The sequence below is a fragment of the Streptomyces sp. NPDC007983 genome (assembly GCF_042958345.1).
Lineage (GTDB): Bacteria > Actinomycetota > Actinomycetes > Streptomycetales > Streptomycetaceae > Streptomyces.
Window position 1 is genome coordinate 227,071 of sequence record NZ_JBIBJI010000004.1, and the last position, 22,056, is coordinate 249,126.

The 22,056-nt window shown below is 71.7% G+C and carries 13 protein-coding genes and 1 pseudogene; 11 read left to right on the plus strand and 3 right to left on the minus strand.

All coding sequences use genetic code 11. The annotated features are described in order from the left end of the window. Positions 1 to 16: 16 nt before the first annotated feature. Both ACFZCY_RS14680 and ACFZCY_RS14685 read right to left on the minus strand, forming a co-directional pair. Positions 17 to 595, minus strand: coding sequence for a methyltransferase domain-containing protein (locus tag ACFZCY_RS14680; protein WP_391172526.1), 579 nt, complete (start codon positions 593 to 595; stop codon positions 17 to 19). Further along, entirely contained in the window at positions 573 to 1,529 is a 957-nt protein-coding gene (locus ACFZCY_RS14685; RefSeq protein ID WP_391172528.1) for an NUDIX domain-containing protein, read from the minus strand. Before ACFZCY_RS14685 ends, ACFZCY_RS14680 begins: the two co-directional genes overlap by 23 nt. Positions 1,530 to 1,672: 143 nt before the next feature. Between ACFZCY_RS14685 and ACFZCY_RS14690 the strand changes: the two genes are divergently transcribed. The 7 genes from ACFZCY_RS14690 (at position 1,673) to ACFZCY_RS14720 (ending at position 16,225) form a co-directional block, all read left to right on the plus strand. Next, on the plus strand, positions 1,673 to 2,854 hold the full coding sequence (locus ACFZCY_RS14690) for a serine hydrolase (RefSeq protein WP_391172530.1): 1,182 nt from the start codon (positions 1,673 to 1,675) through the stop codon (positions 2,852 to 2,854). Positions 2,855 to 2,935: 81 nt separating this feature from the next. Beyond that, positions 2,936 to 4,165, plus strand: coding sequence for an alginate lyase family protein (locus ACFZCY_RS14695; protein WP_391172532.1), 1,230 nt, complete (start codon positions 2,936 to 2,938; stop codon positions 4,163 to 4,165). Between the two features lie 37 nt (positions 4,166 to 4,202). Continuing rightward, entirely contained in the window at positions 4,203 to 5,915 is a 1,713-nt protein-coding gene (locus ACFZCY_RS14700) for a sigma-70 family RNA polymerase sigma factor (RefSeq protein WP_391172534.1), read from the plus strand. 126 nt (positions 5,916 to 6,041) lie between these two features. Further along, on the plus strand, positions 6,042 to 8,879 hold the full coding sequence (locus tag ACFZCY_RS14705) for a beta-L-arabinofuranosidase domain-containing protein (RefSeq protein ID WP_391172537.1): 2,838 nt from the start codon (positions 6,042 to 6,044) through the stop codon (positions 8,877 to 8,879). 187 nt (positions 8,880 to 9,066) lie between these two features. After that, on the plus strand, positions 9,067 to 12,285 hold the full coding sequence (locus ACFZCY_RS14710; protein WP_391172539.1) for an NACHT domain-containing protein: 3,219 nt from the start codon (positions 9,067 to 9,069) through the stop codon (positions 12,283 to 12,285). A 238-nt stretch (positions 12,286 to 12,523) separates the two neighbouring features. Beyond that, positions 12,524 to 14,629 (plus strand): ATP-binding protein, encoded by a 2,106-nt coding sequence (locus ACFZCY_RS14715; protein ID WP_391172541.1) that lies wholly within the window; start codon positions 12,524 to 12,526, stop codon positions 14,627 to 14,629. 6 nt (positions 14,630 to 14,635) lie between these two features. After that, entirely contained in the window at positions 14,636 to 16,225 is a 1,590-nt protein-coding gene (locus tag ACFZCY_RS14720) for an ABC transporter substrate-binding protein (RefSeq protein WP_391172543.1), read from the plus strand. A 28-nt stretch (positions 16,226 to 16,253) separates the two neighbouring features. Here the strand turns inward: ACFZCY_RS14720 and ACFZCY_RS14725 are convergent, their stop codons facing one another. Further along, complete coding sequence (locus ACFZCY_RS14725) at positions 16,254 to 16,664, minus strand: transcriptional repressor (RefSeq protein ID WP_391172546.1); 411 nt, start codon at positions 16,662 to 16,664, stop codon at positions 16,254 to 16,256. 248 nt (positions 16,665 to 16,912) lie between these two features. Here ACFZCY_RS14725 and katG point away from each other — a divergent pair, with 248 nt between their 5' ends. The 4 genes and pseudogenes from katG to ACFZCY_RS14745 all read left to right on the plus strand — a co-directional run bounded on the left by katG (position 16,913) and on the right by ACFZCY_RS14745 (position 21,514). After that, positions 16,913 to 19,141 (plus strand): catalase/peroxidase HPI, encoded by a 2,229-nt coding sequence (gene katG / locus ACFZCY_RS14730; RefSeq protein WP_391172548.1) that lies wholly within the window; start codon positions 16,913 to 16,915, stop codon positions 19,139 to 19,141. 75 nt (positions 19,142 to 19,216) lie between these two features. After that, positions 19,217 to 19,556, plus strand: a pseudogene (locus tag ACFZCY_RS14735) (SDR family oxidoreductase). A 130-nt stretch (positions 19,557 to 19,686) separates the two neighbouring features. Beyond that, positions 19,687 to 20,691: a 3-hydroxyisobutyryl-CoA hydrolase gene (locus tag ACFZCY_RS14740; protein WP_391172550.1), complete on the plus strand. Its 1,005-nt coding sequence runs from the start codon at positions 19,687 to 19,689 to the stop codon at positions 20,689 to 20,691. A gap of 46 nt (positions 20,692 to 20,737) precedes the next feature. Further along, entirely contained in the window at positions 20,738 to 21,514 is a 777-nt protein-coding gene (locus tag ACFZCY_RS14745) for an SDR family oxidoreductase (protein ID WP_391172552.1), read from the plus strand. Positions 21,515 to 22,056: the final 542 nt, after the last annotated feature.

Consider the following 22,056-nt stretch of genomic DNA (forward strand, 5'->3'; position numbering starts at 1 on the left):
CGGGGGCGGACAACCCTCAACCCTCCGGTTGAACCCGGCCCCGCAGGATCAGCATGGCCAGCCCCTCCGCGTCGAACCGATCCACCCGCTTCCATCCGCTGCTCAGCAGGCCGATCTCCGTTTCGTCCAGCGCGATGTCCCGACGCTCCTCGGGCGTCGTCGCTGCGAGCGGTGTGACCACCACGATCGCTCCGCCTTCCCGCAGCCGACGGGCGAGGGCGTCCATGGCCCGGGAGCGGTTACGGAAGAAGGGGTAGACCAGCCGGAGCGTGATCAGGTCGTAGCCGTCCTGGCGCAGCGGGGCGAGGTCGTCCCGCTCGATGTCCAGGCGTAACCACCGCACGCCCGCCGGGTGAGTGGTACCGGCCCGGGCGAGGGCGCTGTCGGACCAGTCGACGGCGTCGACGGTGTAGCCCACCGATGCCAGATGCGCGGCCAGCTCGCCCAGGCCACAGCCCACGTCGAGGGCTCGGCCGCCCTCGGCGGGGGCGGGCACGTGCGCGGCCAGCAGTGCGCGCTCGGTGTCCCCCAGGCGCCGGAATGTCTTTCCGTCGGCGTAGTGCGTGTCCCATTCATCCTGCCGTGTGTGTCCCAATGGATCGCTCCTCAGGGGGTGGAGGGTCGGTCAGGTCCAGCCCATCTCGGTGTAGAGGCGCTCGTGGCGGATGCCTTCGATCGCGGCCCGGGTGTAGGCAACGGTCGGCTCCGGCAGTGCGTCGGCCGGCCACCAGCCCCAGCTGACGCACTTGTCCGGCTCCAGGACTTCGGGCTCGCCCGTCCACCGCCGGGCGCGGAAGAACATCTGCATGCGGCTGCGTGCCGGACGTATCGACGAGGTGGACGGCGTGTACGAACTCGACGTCATCGGCGTCGATCAGCAGCCCCGCTTCCTCCTTCGCCTCCCGGATGAGGCAGGCGATGGCGGACTCCTGCTCGCAGTGTCCGGCCAGGCCATGGTGTTCCAACGGTGCGAACGCCGCATCGGGATGGCGCAGCCCGAGCAGGACTTGGCCGTCGCGCTCCAGATACAGGTGCACGCCGATGACGTTCTTCACGGTCCGCGCGCCGTGACGCGTGTGCGACTGCGGCGGGGTCACGGCGCCGTCCGCCTGATGACGGGCAATCACCTCGGCAGCCCAGGGCGGCATCGTCAGCCACGCGGTGGTCGCGGCGTCGAAGAAGGCGAACATGATGCCCTCGGTCACCGGCAGACGCGCGGGGTCGCCGTCCCAGTGCCCCAGGTAGACCTGATTGCGTCCCCTGGTGACGCCGTCCCGCTCGCCGCATTCGACGACCGTGAAGGGGGTGAGGTCGTCGATGGTGAGCCCGGTCTCCTCCTGGATTTCGCGCGCGATCGCCTCCTCCAGGGTCTCGGCCCCTTCCGGGCCGCCGCCGGGGAGGGACCAGGTGCCCGGGTCGGGGATCGGTTTGTGCGCGTCGCGGAGATGCAGCAGATACTGTCCACGGCTGTTGACGATGAGGGCTGCCGTTCCGGTGCACCGGAGTGCGGGGGTGGGCCGCGTGGTCATGGGGCCTCCGTGTCTGTGGCGGGTCCGCCGATGCGACCTTGCCCCACGGCGGGGCACGGACGCCGGAGGATCGGTCGGGTTTCCGCCGGTCCAACCAGTCGGTATGTTGCAAGTCCGCCGAACACACCTGTTGGGAGTGGACCATGACGCAGCCGTCCGTGCCGCCCGCACCGCACATCGAAGGCCACTGCGACCCAGGATTCGCCGCCGTGCGTGACGCGTTCGCGGCCAACTTCTCCGAGCGCGAGGAGCTGGGCGCGGCGGTGACCGTCCAGGTCGGCGGGCGGACCGTGGTGGATCTGTGGGGTGGCTGGGCGGACGCCGGGCGCGAACGGGCGTGGGAGCGGGACACCGTGGTGAACGTGTGGTCCACCACCAAGGGTGTGACGGCGCTGTGCGCGCATCTGCTCGCGGACCGGGGGCTGCTGGACTTCGATGCCCCGGTGGCCTCGTACTGGCCGGAGTTCGCGGCGGCCGGGAAGGACAGCCTGCCGGTGCGCCATCTGCTCTCCCACCGGGCGGGTCTGGCCGGGCTGCGGGAGAAGCACACCGTGGCCGATCTGTGCGACTGGGAGAAGACCTGCGCCCGGCTGGCCGCCACCGAGCCGTGGTGGGAGCCCGGAACGCAATCCGGATACCACGCCATCACGTACGGCCACTTGGTCGGCGAGGTCATCCGGCGCATCACCGGTGTCATGCCCGGCGAGTTTCTGCGCCGGGAGATCACCGGGCCGCTGGGGATCGATTTCGGCATCGGTCTGCCGGAGAAGGAGGCCGGGCGGGTGGCGGAGCTGGTGCATCCGCCCGCCGCCGCGTCCAGTGAACAGGCCGCGGTGTTCGCCCAGTTGGAGCCCGTCGCGATCGCCGCGCTGGCCAACCCGCTCGTCGGGGCCGCCAAGGCCAATACTCCTCGGTGGCGGGCCGCCCAGATCCCGGCCGCAAACGGCCACGGGACGGCCCGTGCGATCGCCACCCTCTACGGCATCTACGCCCGCCATGGCCTGGCCGGGGACCACCGTGTGCTCTCGCCCGAGGCCGTCGAGCGGGCCCGTGAGGGGCAGGGGGCGTGCCGCGACCTGATCCTGGGGCATGGTCTCCCCCACGACATGGAGGCCGGGCTCGGTGTGTGGCTGAGCGGTCCCAACGGCTCCTACGGTCCGAACCCGCGCGCCTTCGGCCACGACGGCTTCGGCGGCTCCTGCGGCCACGCCGACCCCGAAGCGCAGGTCAGCCTCGGCTATGCGATGAACCGCATGGGTCCGCACATCGTCGACGATCCCCGGAAGACGGCCCTGATCGACGCGGTGTACACGGCACTGGGTTGAGGCAGGAAAAAGTGTTATCGGCGGTCGTGTGGCTCCGTCTCCTGGGCGTCCCCTGTCATTCCCGTTCAGGAGTTGAGCCGCATGCCGCACGACAACAAGCACCGCCTCAGCCGCAGAGGCCTGTTCACCCTCGGCGGTGGCCTCGTGGCGGCCGGGGCGCTCGGCGGCGGGGTCGCCGCGCTCGCCGGAGGTGGCGCGGAGGCCGCCCCGGCGGGGTTCGCGCACCCCGGGGCGCTGCACAGCGCCGGGGATCTGCACCGCGCCAAGGTGCGGGTGGCGGCGGGCGACGACCCGTGGCTGGCGGGCTGGAAGAGACTCACCGCCAATCGGCACTCGGCGAGCACGTGGCAGCCGAGGCCGCAGGCCACGGTCGTCCGCGGTGGCACCGGCCAGAACTACCCCACCCTGTACCACGACGTCCACGCCGCCTATCAGAACGCCCTGCGCTGGAAGATCGGCGGCACCAAGGCGAACGGCGACACCGCCGTGGCAATCCTCAACGCCTGGTCGGCCACGCTGAAGGAGATCACTGGCAACGCCGACCGCTTCCTGGCCGCCGGTCTCTACGGCTACCAGTTCGCGAACGCCGCCGAGCTGATGCGCGGCTACGACGGCTTCGACCTCGCCCGCTTCCGGACGATGATGAAGCACGTATTCCAGCCGCTCAACGAGGACTTCCTCACCCGCCACAACGACGCCTGCGTCACCAACTACTGGGCCAACTGGGACCTGTGCAACACCGCGTCTCTCATGGCGATCGGCATCCTCTGCGACGACGCCACGGCGTTCGACCGCGCCGTGACGTACATGAAGTCCGGCGAGGGCAACGGCTCCATCCGGCATGCCATCCCCTTCGTGTACGAGGGCCGGGGGCTCGCCCAGTGGCAGGAGAGCGGCCGCGACCAGGGTCACACCATGATGGGCATGGGGCAGATGGGCGCGATCTGCGAGATGGCCTGGAATCAGGGTGTCGACCTGTACGGCTACGACGACAACCGGTTCATGAAGGCCGCCCAGTACGTGGCCACGTACAACCTCGGACGGGACGTGCCCTTCACCACCTACACCTGGGGCACCGGCCAGAAGTGCGCGCAGCGGTCACAGACGGTGATATCCGACGCGGGGCGCGGGCAGATTCGTCCGGTCTGGGCGGTCTTGCACTACCACTACGCACGCCGCCGCGGACTCTCCGTACCCTTCATCACGGCGATGGCTGAGAAGGTGGGCGTCGAGGGCGGAGGGGGCGACTACGGGCCGAACAGCGGAGGCTTCGATCAGCTCGGCTTCGGGACGCTCCTCTACGCGAAGTGATCGCCTCGTACGAGAAGGGCCAGCGGAAGGGCAGGTTGTGGGCGGGCGCAGTGTGGACGGGCGGCAGTGGCGCGCCACCATCGTGGCGGCGCAGAACGGGGACCGGCGTGCCCTGGACGAGCTGGTCGAGGGCTGGCTGCCGCTCGTCTACAACATCGTCGGACGGGCCCTGAACGGCCACGCGGACGTGGACGACGTGGTGCAGGAAACCATGCTGCGCGCCGTCCACGGCCTGGGCTCGCTGCGCGATCCGGACGGCTTCCGTTCCTGGCTGGTCGCCATCGCCATGCGCCAGATACGCGACCGGGCGCGGCGGAAGACCGCCGACACACTCCCCGACGACGCCCATGGCGCACCGGATTTCGCCGAACTGACCGTGTTGCGGCTCCAGTTGGAGGGGCAGCGGCGGGAGGTGGCGGAGGCGGTGCGCTGGCTCGCCGACGAGGACCGGGGACTGCTGTCGCTGTGGTGGCTGGAGGTCGCGGGCGACCTCACCCGGCGCGAGCTGGCGGCGGCCGTCGGCATCAGCCGGCAGCACGCCGCCGTGCGGGTCCAGCGGATGAAGGCGCGGCTGGAGACCGCGCGGAGCATCGTCCGGGCGCTCGACTCCGCGTGCCCTGACCTGCGCGAGACGACCGACGGCTGGGACGGACGGCCCGATTCGGTGTGGCGCAAGCGGCTGGCCCGGCACGTCCGGGGATGTGCGCGCTGTTCCGGAGTGCGCGACGATGCTGTACCCGCCGAGCGGCTGCTCGTGGGCATCGCGCTGGTGCCGCTGCCGGTCGGCTTCACGCTCGCGACGGCACTGGGCGGCAAGACGGCGGCTGCGGCCACCGCGGCCACCGCCACGGCCTCGGCGGCTACCGCTTCGGCCGCGGCTCCGGCGGGCTGGTCGGCCAAGGTGCTCGGCGCGCTGGCCAAGCCCGCGGTGGCGGTGACGGCCGGGGCGGCCATCGCCGCGGGCGGCGCGTACGTCGTGACGCAAGCGCCGGACGAGCCCGCGCCACGGACCGCACCGCCCACCACCGCGAGCACGGCCCGCCCGCCGTCGTCCGCGCCTCCGGCCTCCCCGGCGCCGTCGCCCTCGCACCCGGAGGAGCAGCTGTACGGCACGGTCGTCGACACGGCCGACCGCGCCCCCGCGGCCACCGCCCGGCCCGCGGCGCTGCCACGGCGCGCCGACGGCACGGTGGCACTGACCGGCGCACCGCCGACCGGGCTGACCCACCGGGGCGAGGAGGTCACGTTCACGGGGCGCGGCTACGTCCGGGTGCGCTGGCAGGTGCTGCCCGGTCAGCGCCCCGGCGCGCTCGTCATGCCGACGTGGACCGGTCTGCGCGGCAGGCTCTTCCATGTGGCCTCGGGCGGCGGTCGGCGGCTGGACGACGTACAGCCGGGTTCGGCGGACGGTACGACCTGGATGGGCGGCCCCGCCACCGGCACCACCGTGCTGCCCGCCGGGGCCCAGCAGATGTGGCAGAACGAGTACTTCTGGCTGGACGGCAGCGTCACTCTGCACCAGAACGAACGGGGCGCCGACTACAACCTCTTCGCCCAGGCGTCCAGTTGGGACCAGGTGGCCGAGGACGTGGCCACTCCGCCCGACGGGGGCGCGGGCGTCGTCCGTTACGGGCTGGTCCGCGACACCGGTGAGGATACGGCACCGGTGCCGCAGTATCTGACGCGCGCGCGGCCCGCGGACCCAGCGACCGTACGACAACACTCCCAGGTCACTCCCGCGCCCCATTGAGGCTCGCGCAACTCTCGTCCCAGCTATTGACGTGTCCTGACCAGCGTTCTACTTTCTGGTCGGATTTCCGAACGACGTCTGATATGTCGAACGCAATTCCGTCCGCCCCCTGAAACGAGGCCACCCATGGCATCCGCACCCGCCAGACGAGCCGTCCTCCGCGCCGCAGCCCTCGTCGCGGCGGCCCCGGCGCTGACCTCGCTCGCCACCGGCCGGGCGGCCGCGGCTCCTGGCGCCGCGGCCGGGGCCGCGCCCGGGTCCGGGGCCGGGGTGCCGGCCGCCTGGACACTGCGGCCGTTCCGTCCCGAGGACGTGGCGCTCCGGACAAGCGTCTTCACCGCCAAGCGCCAACTGATGCTGGACTACGGCCGAGGCTACGACGTGGACCGGCTGCTCCAGGTCTTCCGGGCCAACGCGGGCCTCTCCACCCGTGGCGCGGTGGCACCGGGCGGCTGGGAGGGGCTGGACGGCGAGGCCAATGGAAACCTCCGCGGCCACTTCACGGGCCATTTCCTCACCATGCTCTCCCAGGCCTGCACCGGCACCGGCGAGAAGGTGTACGCCGACAAGATCCGCCATATGGTCGGGGCCCTGGACGAGGTCCGCGAGGCGCTGCGGCACGATCCGGCGGTGCTCAGCGTGCCGGGCAGGTTCGGCGCCGCAGCGGAGAACGTCCGGGGGTCCTACAGATACGTCGACCTGCCGGACACGGTGCTCGGCGGCGCCACGGCCGTCACCCTCGCGGCCCGGGTGAAGCCCACCCACGACGCCGCCTGGACCCGCATCCTCGACTTCGGCGACGACACCACCCGCTACCTCTACCTCACCGCCCGCAACGCGAAGGGCAATCCCCGCTTCGCCATCACCACCTCGGGAGCGGGCGGCGAGCAGAGCCTGGAGGGCACGGCGCCCCTGCCCCTGGGCGAGTGGAGCCATGTGGCGGTGACGATCGCGGACGGCACCGGAATCCTCTACGTCAACGGCGCCGCGGTCGCGAAGAACACCGCGATGACCCTCACCCCGGCCGCCCTGGGCACCCTGCGCGACCACTGGCTCGGCCGCTCCCACTACTCCGCCGATCCGGTGTTCGCGGGTGCCTTCGACGAGGTCGGCCTCTGGTCACGGGCCCTGACCGCGGACCAGATCGCCGAGCTCCAGGACCACCCCGCCGCCGAGTCGTCCGCCGGGGCCGGAGACCTGGCCGCCTACACCTTCGAGGAGACCACCGGCGGCACCTTCGCCGACTCCTCGGGCCACGACCGGCACGCCACCCTGCGCCGCACCTGGGGAGGGCCGAGCCACCCCGGGTTCCTCGCGGCGTATCCGGAGACGCAGTTCATCACCCTGGAGTCGATGACGAGCGGCGACTACACCGTGGTGTGGGCGCCGTACTACACCGCCCATAAGATCCTGCGCGGGCTGCTCGACGCCCATCTCGCCACGGACGACGCGCGGGCCCTGGACCTCGCGACGGGCATGTGCGACTGGATGTACTCCCGGCTGTCCAAGCTGCCCCGGAGCACCCTGCAGCGGATGTGGGGCATCTTCTCCAGCGGTGAGTTCGGCGGGATCGTCGAGGCGATCTGCGATCTGTACGCGATCAGCGGCAAGGCCCAGCACCTCGCGCTGGCCCGCCTGTTCGACCTCGACAAGCTCATCGACGCCTGCGCCGCCGGCAACGACACCCTGGACGGGCTGCACGCCAACCAGCACATCCCGATCTTCACCGGTCTGGTCCGGCTGTACGACGAGACGCGGGAGGAGCGCTATCTCACCGCGGCCAAGAACTTCTGGGACATGGTCGTGCCGACCCGGATGTACGGGATCGGCGGCACCAGCAACCGGGAGTTCTGGGGCGCGCGCGGCGCCATCGCCAAGACCCTCAGCGACACCACCGCCGAGACCTGCTGCGCCTACAACATGCTCAAGCTGAGCAGGATGCTGTTCTTCCACGAGCAGAAGCCGTCGTACATGGACTACTACGAGCGCGCTCTGTACAACCAGGTCCTCGGCTCCAAGCAGGACAAGGCCGACGCGGAGAAGCCGCTCGTCACGTACTTCATCGGCCTGGTGCCGGGTCATGTGCGCGACTACACCCCCAAGGCGGGCACGACCTGCTGCGAGGGCACCGGCATGGAGAGCGCCACCAAGTACCAGGACTCCGTGTACTTCAGGCGAGCCGACGGCACCGCCCTGTACGTCAACCTGTACAGCCCGTCCACCCTCACCTGGGCCGAGAAGGGCATCACCGTCACCCAGTCCACCGGCTATCCGAGTCAGCAGAGCTCCACGCTCGTCATCCGGGGCCGCACCGCCCGCTTCGACCTGCGCCTGCGCGTGCCCGCGTGGGCGACGAGCGGCTTCCGGGTGACCGTCAACGGCAAGACGGTGAAGGGGCCTTGGTCCCCCGGCGGTTACGCCTCGGTGTCCCGCACCTGGCGCGACGGGGACACCGTCCGGGTGCTCATCCCGTTCCGGCTGCGGGTGGAGAAGGCGCTCGACGACCCCGGCGTACAGACCCTGTTCTACGGTCCGGTCAACCTGGTGGCGCGCGACGCGCGCACGGACTTCCTCAACCTCGGCCTCTACCGCAACGCCGCCCTCTCCGGCGATCTGCTGCCCACGCTCACCCCCGTACCTGGCAGGCCGCTCCACTACACCCTCGACGGCGTCGAGTTCGCCCCGTTCTCCGAAGGCACCGAGGAGCCGACGCACGCCTACTTCCGCCGGTCCGAGCCGACGGTGGTCTTCGGCGGCCACGACTCCGGCATCGCCAACCCGGCCCGGGACGACGGCACCACTCTCCTCGACGCGATCTGGGCCGCCGCCCCGTACCGGAGCAAGGGCGCGCTGATCGAGCAGGTCCGGTCCACCGTGGACGCCTGGGTGGCCGCAGGACTGCTCGGCGCGGCGGACGGCCGGGGCGTGGTCGCCGCGGCGAAGAAGGCCGACTACGTATCCTGAGCGGACGCGACGGACCGCCGGCCGTGAACGGACACAAGCGAACACGACGGGCGCGACGGTGCCTGGCGCGAGCCCGGCGCCCGCGCGCCCTGCCTCAAGAAGGCCGTCCGCGGCTATGGTGAGCGGGGTTCGAGGGGCATGGGCCCGGCGGGGGAAGCGCGTCGGCGCTGGTGAGGGAGGGGCTGCTGTGGACGGCGGCACGGTGGGGCTCCGGATCGCATCGGCAGTGGTCGTGCCGGTGGTCAAACGACTGCTGGTGCCGCCCGCGAGCGCGCCGGCGGCCGAGTTCGGCGAGCGCCCGGTCCCGATCCGCCGGCTGGTGTCCTTCGCCAAGGAGCACCGCACCCTGACCGAGGACGATCTGCACAAGCTCGCCCGGGAGCTGGTCCGCCGCGCCGTACGGGCCGCCGGGCCGCACGATCCGCCGATCGGCCCCGACGAGCACGACTCCGTCGGGCAGGCGCTGACCCGCACCCTGCACGCGCTCGGCGATCTCGACATGGACGACGTCCACGCCTTCGCGCTCGGCCCCGAGCGGCTGGCCGCCGAGCTGTCCCGGAGCGCGGGCCCCGACACCCGCAGGCTCCTCAGCGACGACGCCGCCCGCTTCCACGACCGGCTCCTGGAGACGGCGTGCGTGCACCTCATGCGCTTCTTCAGCCAGCGGCCCGGTTTCGCGGCCCGAGCCCAGATCGAGCAGAGCCGCGAGATCCGGGAGCAGAGCGAGAAATTGGACAGGATCCTGCGGCGGCTGCCCGACATCAGCCGCCAGGACGCGGAGTTCGAGGAGGAGTACGCGCGCTACGTCGTCGAGTCCCACGGCAGGCTCACGATCTACGGCGTCGACCTGCGCGAACCGGACGGCCAGGACTGGCCGCTGGAGACCGCGTATCTGAGTCTGGAGGCCAGGCCGTACCGCGAGGGGACCGATCCGGTTCCGGTGGTGAACGGCGAGCCGGGCGCCGACCGGGAGGCGGAGGCCGAGCGGGCCGCGGGCCCGGCCGAGGGGGTCTTCGCCCGCCATGAGCGGGTGCTCCTGCACGGGGTCGCGGGCACCGGCAAGACGACCCTGGTGCAGTGGCTGGCCCTCGCCACCGCGCAGCAGGACCGGGTTCCTGGCGGGCTGACGCAGCTGTTCGGACGCGTCCCGTTCGTCCTGCCGCTGCGCACCCTGGCGCGCAAGGACGCCGAACTGCCCATGCCCGAGGACTTTCTGCGCTGGATCGGCTGCCCGCTGGTGGGCACCGAACCGGACGGATGGGCGGCGCGGGTGCTGCAGCACGGGCGCGGCGTGCTCCTGATCGACGGGGCCGACGAGATCCCGAAGGAAGACCGGACCCGCACTCGAGCCTGGCTCAAGAAGCTGCTCGCCGTCTTCCCCGGCAATCTGTGGCTGCTCACCTCCCGCCCCTCGGCCCTGGAGCGGGGCTGGCTGGCGCGCGACGGCTTCCAGGAGTTCACGCTCGCCGCGATGCGGCCCGCCGACATGAAGCAGTTCATCCGGCGCTGGCACGCGGCGGCCGGGGCCTCGCAGGAGCTGGGCGAGACGCTGACGCTGTCGCTGCGCAGCAGCCCCGAGCTGAGCCGGCTGGCGACCAACCCGCTGATGTGCGGCCTGATCTGCGCCCTGCACCGGGAGCGCCGCGGCTTTCTGCCCCAGGGCCGCGCCGCCCTGTACGAGGCGGCGCTCTCGATGCTCCTGGAGCGGCGCGATCTGGAGCGCGAGGTGTACGGCCGCAGCCGCCCGGCGCTGGACCAGCGGTCGGCGACGGAACCGCTGCAGAAGCTGGCGTACTGGCTGATCCGCAACGAGCGGACGCAGCTGGACCGGCCGGACGCGGTGGACGTGGTGCGGCGGCTGCAGCCCTCGGTGCCCCGTCTGGCGGAAGTGGGGACGGCGGAGGAAGCTTTGCAGTATCTGCTGGAGCGTTCCGGTCTGTTGCGGGAACCCGCCACGGGTGCGGTGAACTTCATTCACCGGACTTTTCAGGATTTCCTGGGCGCCAGGGCCGTACTGGAAGAGCGCGACATGGGCATGCTGGTGAACAACGCGCACTTGGACCAGTGGGAGGACGTGGTTCAGATGGCCGTCGCACAGGCCCGCCACCAGGAGCGCGCCGATCTGCTGACCCGCCTTCGCGAACGGGGCGACCGGGAGCAGGACGCGGCGGTACGAGCGCGTTTACGGCTCCTCGCACTCGCCTCCCTCGAACAGGCCACCCGCCTGGAGCCGACGGTGCGCGAAGCGATCGAGGACCGGGCCGCTCGGCTGCTCCCGCCGCGCAGTCTGCGGGAGGCAAGGTCACTGGCGCAGACGGGCCCGCTGCTGCTCGGCCTGCTGCCCGCCGCGAAGGACCTGGAGGGCGACGAGGAGCTGGCCACCGTCCACGCGATATGCCAGATCGGCGGGGACGCGGCCATCCCCAGGCTCCGGGAGTTCCTGCGCACCGGCCAGCCCGCGGTGCGCGCTCAGCTCCTCGCCCACTGGGACCGGTTCGACACGACGGCGTACGCCGAGGAGATCGTGCGCCCCCTCCTCGACATCGCCCCCGAGGAGATCGTCACGGTGCGCTCGCACGCCGAGCTGGAGGCGCTGCGCACCATGTCCGGGTATCAACGCGTGGGGCTGCACGGGGATTTCGGCCCCGACGAGATCCGCGCCGCGCTCGACCCGCGGCGGCTGCGCGAGCTGCGCCTGCGCAACACCCTCCAGCTGGAGGATCTCGGCCTGCTCGCCGCCTACCCCGAGCTGGAGACGCTCGCCCTGCAGGGATGCCGGAACGTCAAGGACCCGGCGCCGCTGACCCGGCTGCCGCGGCTGCGCAGGCTGGAGCTGCGGGACCTCCCCCAGTTCGAGACCCTGCTGAAGCTGGCCGACTGCCCCCTGCTGGAGGGGCTTCTCGTCGGGCCGGAGGTGCCCTGGCGCGGTCTGTCCGACCTGCCGCGCGCCGCCGGGCTGCGGCTGCTGGCGCTGCCGTCGGCGGCGGCCCAGCTCGCGGGCATCGTGGCGTGCCGGGGGCTTGAGGAACTGCGGCTGCAGGACGCCAGCGAGCGGCTGACGCCGGACGAGTGGGGCTCCCTCGTCGCCGAGCTGCCGAATCTGCGCAAGCTGACGCTCTCCCCGCAACAGCTGAGCATGCTGCTGTTCGCCCCGCGCACCGAGATCCCCCAGGTCACCCACCTGGATGTGTGGGCCAGGGCGGGTGACGCGGTTCCGCTGCGGCGGATCGCCCGGCGCCTCCCGGGGCTGGAGGAGGTCCATCTGTCGCAGGTCGCGGAGCTCGATCTCGCCTCCCTCGCCGGGCTGCCCCGGCTGCGCCGGGTACGGCTCGTCTACCCCGGCGAGATCCGCGGGGCGGACTCGCTTCCCGACAGTGTCGAACTGGATATCTATCCGCACCCCTGACACCCGGCGCCACGCCGCACTCGTGTTCGACACCAGGGCTCCATCGGGGGCCATCGCGTACGCGATTCCGCCTTCACCTGGTGTGATGCCCCCGCGACGGGTAAATTCTCTGTTTACAGGCGTAGTTGGTACGGATGTCAGCGGCTGATGTCTCGGGGGAGCGGTGCCGCCCGCCTCCTAAAGTTGTGGCCGCCGGCAGCGTTGAGCACGTTGGGCAACGAAGGCGGGACACAGCCAGATGCGCGTATCGGAAGGGTCACCGCTCTATGGCCGGGACCCCCTGCTGCGCTCGCTCGTCCCCCGGCTCACGGGCCTGACCCTCGACGAGCGGTCCCGTACGCCCCGGGAGCACCAGGGCGATCTGCCCGTCGTGCTGGTGACGGGATACCACGGCATCGGGCGCAGCGCCGTCCTCGCGGAACTGGCCGCGCGCTACCGGGACCGGCTGCCGCTCGCCCACGTACGGGTCGTCGCCACCGAAACCGTCGGCCTCCGGCCGGCCCCGGCCGACGGCGGGACGCCCACCGCCGCCACCCTGGTCGAGATCCTGGCGGAGCTGGTGTGCGGACTCGCGCCGGGCCTGCGCCGCCGCTTCCCCGTCCTGGTGCCGGGCCTGTTCGCCGTCTCCGGCTGGCACCACGGCAACGCCGAGCAGCGGGACGCGGCGTGTCTGCGGTTCGCCCGGCTGCTGCTCGCCTGCCGCCTCACCGGCGGGGACGAGAACACGCTGCGGCACGCCTGGGCCACCGCCGTCGAAGGCCGTCTGGACACCCGCGAGGCGGACACCGGCGCGGAGTCCGGCCAGGCGGACCCGGCGGATCCGTGGGACCTGTCGGACCCCTCCCGCCGGGACGCGGTCACCGCCGCCGTGGTGGCCGAGTACGCCGAGCGGCACCAGCCGGCCGCGGCCCAGGAGTGGTACCGGCGGCGCTTCCCCCGGGGCGCGGAAGGCCAGGACCCGCTGGTGCTGCTCGGGCAGTGGTTCCAACAGGGCGGCGACTACCGGCACGCGGCCGAGCAGAGTCTGATGGCCGCCTTCCTGCACGATGTGGCCGCCTCCTACGGCAGGCTGCAGCGGTGGAACCGGGAGCCTTGGCCGCTCGTCCTGCTCGACGACGTACACCACCCGCCGGGGCAGGCCTTCCTCGATCTGCTCCTGGAGCACCGGGCTAGCCCTGCGCGCCCCGACCACGAGGAGCTGGTCGTCGTGGCCACCCGGCTCGGCGGTCTGCCGGAGGACGCGTCCGCCGCGGTCCGCCGCAACCTTCCCGACCTGGTGAAGTCCTCCGGCTGGGAGCGCAAGGGCCTCAGCCCCTCCGCCGGGCTGCTCGCCGTCCCCCTCACCCCGCTGAGCCGGGACGACATCCTGCCGATGCTGGTGCCGGACCGGCCCGCCCCGCCGCTCCACCCCTATCTGGCCTCGGCCGTGCACTCCCTCACCGGCGGGCATCCCGCCGTGACCACCGTGCTGTGCGGGGCGGTACTGGACGCCACCGAGAAGGGCGGCAGCGTGGGCCCGCGGGACCTTCTGCAGCTGCGGGCCGGGGACGGGCGCCCGGTCACCGAGGCGCTCCTGGAGCGGCTGCTTCCGGACCGGCGCCAGCGCGACCGGCTGACCCTCCTGTCGCTCGCCCGCGACAGCACCGCGGCCGAGGCCCTGGCCGACCATCTGCGCCTCCAGGGTCCCGATCAGCTGCCCGCCAACTCCGCCACCGACTACCTCGAAGAGCAGCAGTGGCAGCAACTCACCCCGCCGGACGAGCCGCTGGTCACCGATCCCCTGCTGCGGACCCTGCTGGTGCACGAGGCGCGCCGCACCTCGCGGGCGGCCGAGGACGGCCGTGGCTGGCAGGACATCCACCGCTTCCTGCGGATGCACCACGCCCAGCGCGGTGAGAGCGGGGAGGCGGACGCCCTGCGGCACACGCTCGCCGCCGGGAACGCCGAGGCCGTGGTGGCCATGCTGGCGGAGGAGTTCCAGTCGGAGCAGGACGAACACGCCGCCGCGCACTGGCTGCTGTGCCTGCGGTACGCCGCCACCGCGCCCACCCCGCCCGCCGGGGAGTGGACCGACGAACGCATGCAGGTCGCCCTCGGCGCTCACGACGGCCGGTATGCGGGGCTGCACGAGATCGAGCGCTGCGTCAACCGGCTGCTGCACGCCCTGTGGCATGTGTCCGAACCGCACGCCGAACCCGACCCCGACATGTGCAAGGCCGTCGGCGAAGAGCTGGCCTACCTCTCACCGCGGCACCCGTCCTGGCACGCCGTCCTGGGCCAGGCCGCCCGCAGCTGGCCCGCGGCGGCGCGGAAGAAGCGCCCCTTCCCCATCACCGGTCAGTGAGGAAGCATGCTGCTGCGTCTGTTCCGTCGTCATCCCCGCGAGTGGGGTCCGGTCGAATGGCTGGCCGTCTTCGGACTCGGCGCCCTGGCCGCCGTCGCGATCACCGTCATCGTCGGCATGGCGCGGGGCCCCGGCAGATGCGGTGACGACCTGCGCGACATCGACGGGGACTGCATAGGCGTCACCGCGAACGCCTTCGAGGCGGACCCGGGCATCAAGTCCCTGGTCCAGGCGGTCGCGGACGAGAACGCCCGGGTGGAGCGGAACGCGGAGTCCCCGTCGAGCGGACCCAGGATCCCGTACGTGCGCATCGCGCTGATGATGCCCTTCACCGCGGACGAGCACAGCGCCATGACCACGGACATGATCCGCCGCGGGCTCGCCGGTGCCCTCGCCGCGCAGCGGCAGGCCAACCGCTTCGGCGGCCCGCACTACCAGCTGCTGCTCGCCCCCGACGGCCGCAACCTCGACCAGTGGGAGCCCGTCGTCGCGCGCCTCGCCGAACTGTCCAAGGACACCCGCGCGCCGCTGGTCGGCGTGACCGGCATCCCCAGCAGTACGCCGGACACGCGCAGGGCGATCGCCGCGCTCAGCAAGCACAGCATCCCCACGGTCGGCCCCGTCATCACCGCGGCCACCATGAACGCGCCGTACTTCTTCAAGACCTCGGCCAACAACGACCAGTTCGCCCGCGCCCTGGGGCGCTACCTGGCCGAGAAGCCGGGGAAGCACCGGGGCTTCCTGGTCTGGGACAACCGCGCCGAGGACGTCTACTCGCAGAACCTGCGCAGCGTCTTCGAACGGCACTTCGGCGACGCGTACGGCCTGACCCACCACAACTCGAACTTCACCGGCACCTCCGGAACCGACAAGGGCATCCCCCAGCGGTTCACCGACGCCGTGCAGAAGATCTGCAACGAGAAGTCCGACACCGTCTTCTTCGCGGGCCGCGACCAGGACCTGCCCGCGTTCGTCGAACGCCTGGCCCAGGAGGGCGACTGCGGCCGCACCACGAAGCTGCGCATCCTCAAGGTGGGCATCGGCCTGGAACCCACCCTCACCGCCGACGCGCCCACGCGGCGGCTGGACGACGCCCGGGCGACGATCGTGGACGCGTCCTGCGTCGACCCCGCCTGGTGGAGCGGGAAGCACAAGCCCGGCAAGGCGCTCGGCCGCTTCCTCGACCGCTTCGACGAGCTGAAGAAGCCGCACAAGCTCGACACCGAGCAGCTCAACGACGGCTACGCCGTCATGTACCACGACGCCTTCACCCTGCTCGCCAACGCCGTGGACCGCACCTACACCGAAATCAACGAGGGCGGCCGGCGGGCCCCGAAGTCCCCGAGCATCCCCACGAAGGACGACGTCTACAACACCCTCATCATCCCGAGCATCTCCGGCGACTCCTGCGATTCCTGCCTGATCGGCGCGGGAGGCACCTACGGCTTCGAGGGCCCGGGCAAGAACGACCAGTGGGCCGTCTGCAAGCCGGTCCCCGTCGTCGAGTACCCGGCCCCCGCCCGCACCGACGAAGAGCGCCCCCGCACCCTGTACCGCACCTACCGCGACGGCCCCGGGGACGCCTGCCCCTCCTGACCGCGCGGGATGCGGCGTACGCGGCCGTCTAGGCGCAGGACGGGCACAGGCCGCGGTAGGTGACCTCGGCCTCGGACACCGTGAAGCCGAACCGCTCCTCCGCCGGGAGGGCGGACAGCGGGTCGCCGGTGGGGTGGACGTCGCGGATGGTGCCGCAGCCGGAGCACACCAGGTGCTGATGGGGGTGGTGCGCGTTGGGGTCGTACCGCTTGGCGCGGCCGTCGGTGGAGACCTCGGTGACCTCGCGGAGGGAGACCAGCTCGCCCAGGGTGTTGTAGACGGTCGCCCGGGAGATCTCGGGCAGCCGCTCCGCCGCGCGGGCGTGCACCTCGTCGGCGGTGAGATGCACGTGGTCCCCGTCCAGGACCTCCGCGACGACACGCCGCTGGGAGGTCATCCGCCAGCCACGTCCTCGCAGTCGCCGCAGCAGGTCACTCATACAGGCTCACCTATTCACGTTCGGTGGGATGCCCCGATTTTACCCATGGGCGTCCGGGACTCTGATGGGATCTGGGTTTGGCGTGCTTATTGACTTAGATTCTGTCCATCGTAGGATCGGTTCCGGCGATAGCCAAGGGACAGGAAGACTCCATTTTCGGCAGGAGACGGAGACGTGGGGCCCGTGCCCCGACTGTTCCACCGCCCGCAGTTCTGGGCGCCTGATCCGCCTGGTCCGGAAGGATTCCCATGTCTGAGAACCATGAAGCAATCGTCGTAGACCCCAAGACGGAGGGTGAGGGCGAAGGTGGCTGCCCGGTCGCGCACGGGCGTGCCCCGCATCCGACGCAGGGCGGCGGAAACCGCCAGTGGTGGCCGGAGCGGCTCAATCTGAAGATCCTGGCCAAGAACCCTGCCGTGGCCGACCCCCTCGGCGAGGACTTCGACTACGCCGAGGCGTTCAAGAGCCTCGACCTCGCGGCCGTGAAGCGGGACATCGCTGAGGTGCTGACGACCTCGCAGGACTGGTGGCCGGCCGACTTCGGCCACTACGGCCCGTTCATGATCCGGATGGCCTGGCACAGCGCGGGCACCTACCGGATCAGCGACGGCCGCGGCGGTGGCGGCACCGGCCAGCAGCGCTTCGCGCCGCTCAACAGCTGGCCGGACAACGGCAACCTCGACAAGGCCCGCCGTCTGCTGTGGCCGGTCAAGAAGAAGTACGGCCAGAGCCTGTCGTGGGCCGACCTCATGATCCTCACCGGCAACGTCGCCCTGGAGTCGATGGGCTTCGAGACCTTCGGCTTCGGCGGCGGCCGCGCGGACGTCTGGGAGCCCGACGAGGACGTGTACTGGGGCCCCGAGACCACCTGGCTCGGCGACGAGCGCTACACCGGTGACCGGGAGCTGGAGGACCCCCTCGGCGCGGTGCAGATGGGTCTCATCTACGTCAACCCGGAGGGCCCCAACGGCAACCCCGACCCGCTCGCCGCGGCCCGGGACATCCGCGAGACGTTCCGCCGGATGGCGATGAACGACGAGGAGACGGTCGCCCTGATCGCGGGCGGTCACACCTTCGGCAAGACCCACGGCGCTGGCCCGGCGGAGAGCGTCGGCGCCGACCCCGAGGCCGCCACCCTCGAGGAGCAGGGCCTGGGCTGGAGGAGCACCTACGGCACCGGCAAGGGCGCGGACGCCATCACCTCCGGCCTGGAGGTCACCTGGACCACCACGCCCACCCAGTGGGACAACAACTTCTTCGAGGTCCTCTTCGGCTACGAGTGGGAGCTGACCAAGAGCCCGGCCGGCGCCAACCAGTGGCGGCCGAAGGACGGCGCGGGCGAGGGCACGGCGCCGCACGCCCACGACGCGTCGAAGAAGATCGCCCCGAACATGCTCACCACGGACCTGGCGCTGCGCTTCGACCCGATCTACGAGCCGATCTCCCGCCGCTTCCACGAGAACCCCGAGGAGTTCGCGGACGCCTTCGCCCGGGCCTGGTACAAGCTGACCCACCGCGACATGGGTCCGAAGTCGCTCCTCCTCGGCCCTGAGGTCCCGCAGGAGACCCTGCTGTGGCAGGACCCGCTGCCGGAGGCCGAGGGCGAGGTCATCGACGCCGCGGACATCGCCGCGCTCAAGGCCAAGCTGCTCGACTCGGGCCTGAGCGTCTCGCAGCTCGTCAGCACCGCGTGGGCGTCGGCCTCGACCTTCCGCGGCAGCGACAAGCGCGGCGGCGCCAACGGCGCGCGCATCCGCCTGGAGCCGCAGCGCGGGTGGGAGGTCAACAACCCCGACGAGCTCGCGACGGTGCTGCGCACCCTCGAGACCATCCAGCGGGAGTTCAACTCCGGTGCCAAGAAGGTCTCCCTGGCCGACCTGATCGTGCTCGGCGGTTCGGCGGCCGTGGAGAAGGCGGCCAAGGACGCCGGTCACGACATCGAGGTGCCCTTCACCCCGGGCCGTGTCGACGCGACCGAGGAGCACACCGACGCCGAGTCGTTCGCCGCGCTGGAGCCGAAGGCCGACGGGTTCCGCAACTACGTCGGGAAGGGCAACCGGCTGCCGGCCGAGTACCTGCTGATCGACCGGGCGAACCTGCTGACCCTGAGCGCGCCGGAGCTCACGGTCCTCGTCGGTGGCCTCCGCGTCCTGGGCGCCAACCACGCCCAGTCCGCGCACGGTGTCTTCACCGACACCCCGGGCACGCTGACCAACGACTTCTTCGTCAACCTGCTCGACATGGGCACGCAGTGGAAGTCGACGTCCGAGGCCCAGGACACGTTCGAGGGCCGCGACGCCGCCACGGGCGAGGTCAAGTGGACCGGCACCCGTGCCGACCTGGTCTTCGGGTCGAACTCCGAGCTGCGTGCGCTCGCGGAGGTCTACGCGAGCGATGACGCGAAGAAGAAGTTCGTGAACGACTTCGTCGCGGCGTGGACCAAGGTGATGGACCTCGACCGGTTCGACCTCGCCTGATCCGTCTCCTGCTATAGCGTCCAGGCCGGCCCGCACGGGCCGGCCTGGACGTCTTTCTGCGGCCGGGCGGCGAATCTGCTCGAGGGCAGGATCGTCCTGGTCAACGGCGGCAGCCAGGGCGTGGGAGCGGGGATCGTGCGGGCGGCCGTGCGCGAGGGCGCGACCGCCGTCTTCACCGGGCGCCGGGACGAGGTCGGCGCGCAGCTCGCGGCGGACACCGGCACCCGATCGGCGCCGTACTCCGCCGCCAAGGCGGGGCCGGCGGGATAAGGCCGCCGCGGCGCAGCCGATGGGAAGGCTGGGCCAGGCCGACGAGATCGCGGACTTCATGGTCTTCCTGCTCTCCGAGCACAGCGGTGTGGTCACCGGATCGGTCATCGACCGGGACCAGAACGTCATCGGCGGATTCGACTGAACCGGCCCGGTGGCGGGGGCCGACGTCCTGAGCGGTGGCCGCCGTGTCTACCGTGAGGGCTCCGGGCCGGTCCGGGCGCGATGCTCACGCTGGTCAGGGACCCTGCCGACCGACTTCTGAAGAGGCACTCATGACGACTGTCGAAACCTCGGTGCGCGAAGGCGTGGCGCATCTGGTGCTCGACCGCCCGTCCGCGCTCAACGCGCTCGACACCGGCACCGTGCTCGCCATGCGCGGCGCGCTGGACCGGTGGCGCGGCGACCCCGGTGTCCGCGCGGTCGTCGTCCGCAGCGGCACACCGCGGGCGTTCTGCGCGGGAGGAGACATCCGGGCGATCCGGGAGGCGGCGCTGCGTGGCGACTTCGCCGCCACGACGCGGTTCTTCCGCGAGGAGTACGCCCTCAACCAGGAGATCGCCGAGTATCCCAAGCCGTATGTGGCGCTGATCGACGGGGTCGCCATGGGCGGTGGCCTCGGCATCTCCGTGCACGGCGCGGTGCGTGTGGCCACCGAGCGATCGGTGTTCGCGATGCCGGAAACCCTCATCGGCTTCTTTCCCGATGTCGGTGCCTGTTCCTTCCTGCCCCGGCTCGGCGGTGCGCTCGGCCGCTACCTGGGGCTGACCGGCGCGCGGCTGAGCGGGGCCGACGCGGTCAAGGCCGGGCTGGCGACCCACTTCGTGTCCTCTGCGGACCTTCCCGAGTTCACCGCCGCTCTGGACACGGCCGAACTGGACGACGCGCTCGCCAAGTACGCCCGTACCCCACCGCCGTCCGAACTGGACGACATCGGCGGCCGCATCGCCGCGGCGTTCGCGCCCGGCACCCTGTCCGAGGTGGGCGACCGCCTCCGGGCGGACGGTTCGGCGTGGGCGGAGACGACGCTCGGCTCACTCGCGGCCGCGTCGCCGCTGAGCCTCCGGCTGACCGACGAGATGCTGCGCCTGGGCGAGCGCGACAGCCTCGCCCAGTGCCTGCGGCGGGACCTGGCGGTGGCGGCCCGGCTCGTCCGTGAGCCGGACTTCGCCGAAGGTGTCCGCGCGAAGCTGGTGGACAAGACCGGGGACGCGCGCTGGTCGTTCGCGTCCGGCGAGGCGGTCCCCCACGAGCGGATCGCCGAACTGCTCGGTGGCTAGCCTGATGGCACCTTCGTACCCACCACCGCAAGGGAAGTGATGTGCCGTGCCGGGTCCTTCGGGCAGGGGCGTTCTGGTCACCGGGGCGTCCCGGGGCATCGGGCGGGCGGTCGCGCGGGCGTTCGCGGAGCGTGGCGACCGGGTGGCCGTGCACTACGGGGCGCGGGGGGCGGACGCCGAGGAGACCCGGGCGGCGCTGCCGGGCGAGGGACATGTGGTCATCGGTGGCGATCTCGGTGATCCGGCCGCGGCGGAGCGGATCGCCGACACCGCCGAGGAGGCGCTGGGCGGGGTCGATGTGCTGGTCAACAATGCCGCCGTGGCCACCTCGGAGGACAACGCGCACCGGGTGGCCGACGTTTCGTACGCGGAGTGGCAGCGGGTCTGGCGGCAGATGGTCGAGGTGAATCTGCTCGGGGCGGCGCACCTGAGCTACTGCGTGGCCCGGCACCTCATCGACCGTGGTGCGCCCGGCCGGATCGTGCACATCGGCTCGCGCGGGGCGTTCCGTGGCGAGCCGGACCATCCGGCCTACGGGGCGAGCAAGGCCGCGCTGCACGCGCTCGGCCAGTCGCTGGCGGTCGCGCTGGCGCCGCACGGGATCGCGGTCACGTCGGTGGCGCCCGGGTTCACCGCCACCGAGCGGGTGGCGGGACGGCTGGCCGGGGAATCGGGGGACGCGCTGCGGGGGCAGAGTCCGTTCGGCAGGGTCGGCACGCCGGAGGAGGTGGCGGCCGCGGTGGTGTATCTGGCGTCGGCGGAGGCCACGTGGGCGTCGGGGACGGTCCTGGATCTCAACGGGGCGTCGCATCTGCGGCTGTGAAAGGAAGCTGATCGGGCGCCGGGTCCGACGCGTCCGGGCCGCTGCTCGGCCTGGTGGCCGATCCATCCGGGATGAACCGGAGCGTGCCGGGTATCGCGACCTGGGCCATCCGCGGGCGGGCGGCCGCACACCAGGCTTCACGGTGAGATATGCCACACCGTGCCTCTCGAATTCCGCCGCGGCTCAGTTCGGGGGAATCTCCCGATGCGCAAGCTGTGTCTATTGACCTGCACGGACGAGGTTTCGGCGCGAGCCCTCCGCAGGAAGGCGCGACAGGAAGGGCGGCCACTCCTTCGGCGAATGCCGACCAGGCCGGGTGCCGCGGCGAGCACCTGCCCGCCAAAGGCCTTCTTGATTCCCCATAGACCCCTCATTATCTTGGACAAATCAGGGGAGGTGCATTTGACCGATGCTGACTCACCCCCGGCTACAACGACCACCCTGGCCAGGCCATTCGACGAATGCGGCACTGACGGCAAGGTGCACGCTTGAAGCGCTGCACTCCCTGCCGACCCGCCCTTCCAAGAATTGCGGTGGCGCTG

What these genes read in the sequence shown, in the direction of transcription:
- ACFZCY_RS14685 (WP_391172528.1), bottom strand. Translation starts at nt 1,529, where the DNA reads ATGACCACGCGGCCCACCCCCGCACTCCGGTGCACCGGAACGGCAGCC.
- ACFZCY_RS14720 (WP_391172543.1), top strand. Translation starts at nt 14,636, where the DNA reads ATGCTGCTGCGTCTGTTCCGTCGTCATCCCCGCGAGTGGGGTCCGGTC.
- ACFZCY_RS14740 (WP_391172550.1), top strand. Translation starts at nt 19,687, where the DNA reads ATGACGACTGTCGAAACCTCGGTGCGCGAAGGCGTGGCGCATCTGGTG.
- ACFZCY_RS14725 (WP_391172546.1), bottom strand. Translation starts at nt 16,664, where the DNA reads ATGAGTGACCTGCTGCGGCGACTGCGAGGACGTGGCTGGCGGATGACC.
- katG (WP_391172548.1), top strand. Translation starts at nt 16,913, where the DNA reads ATGTCTGAGAACCATGAAGCAATCGTCGTAGACCCCAAGACGGAGGGT.
- ACFZCY_RS14690 (WP_391172530.1), top strand. Translation starts at nt 1,673, where the DNA reads ATGACGCAGCCGTCCGTGCCGCCCGCACCGCACATCGAAGGCCACTGC.
- ACFZCY_RS14695 (WP_391172532.1), top strand. Translation starts at nt 2,936, where the DNA reads ATGCCGCACGACAACAAGCACCGCCTCAGCCGCAGAGGCCTGTTCACC.
- ACFZCY_RS14705 (WP_391172537.1), top strand. Translation starts at nt 6,042, where the DNA reads ATGGCATCCGCACCCGCCAGACGAGCCGTCCTCCGCGCCGCAGCCCTC.
- ACFZCY_RS14715 (WP_391172541.1), top strand. Translation starts at nt 12,524, where the DNA reads ATGCGCGTATCGGAAGGGTCACCGCTCTATGGCCGGGACCCCCTGCTG.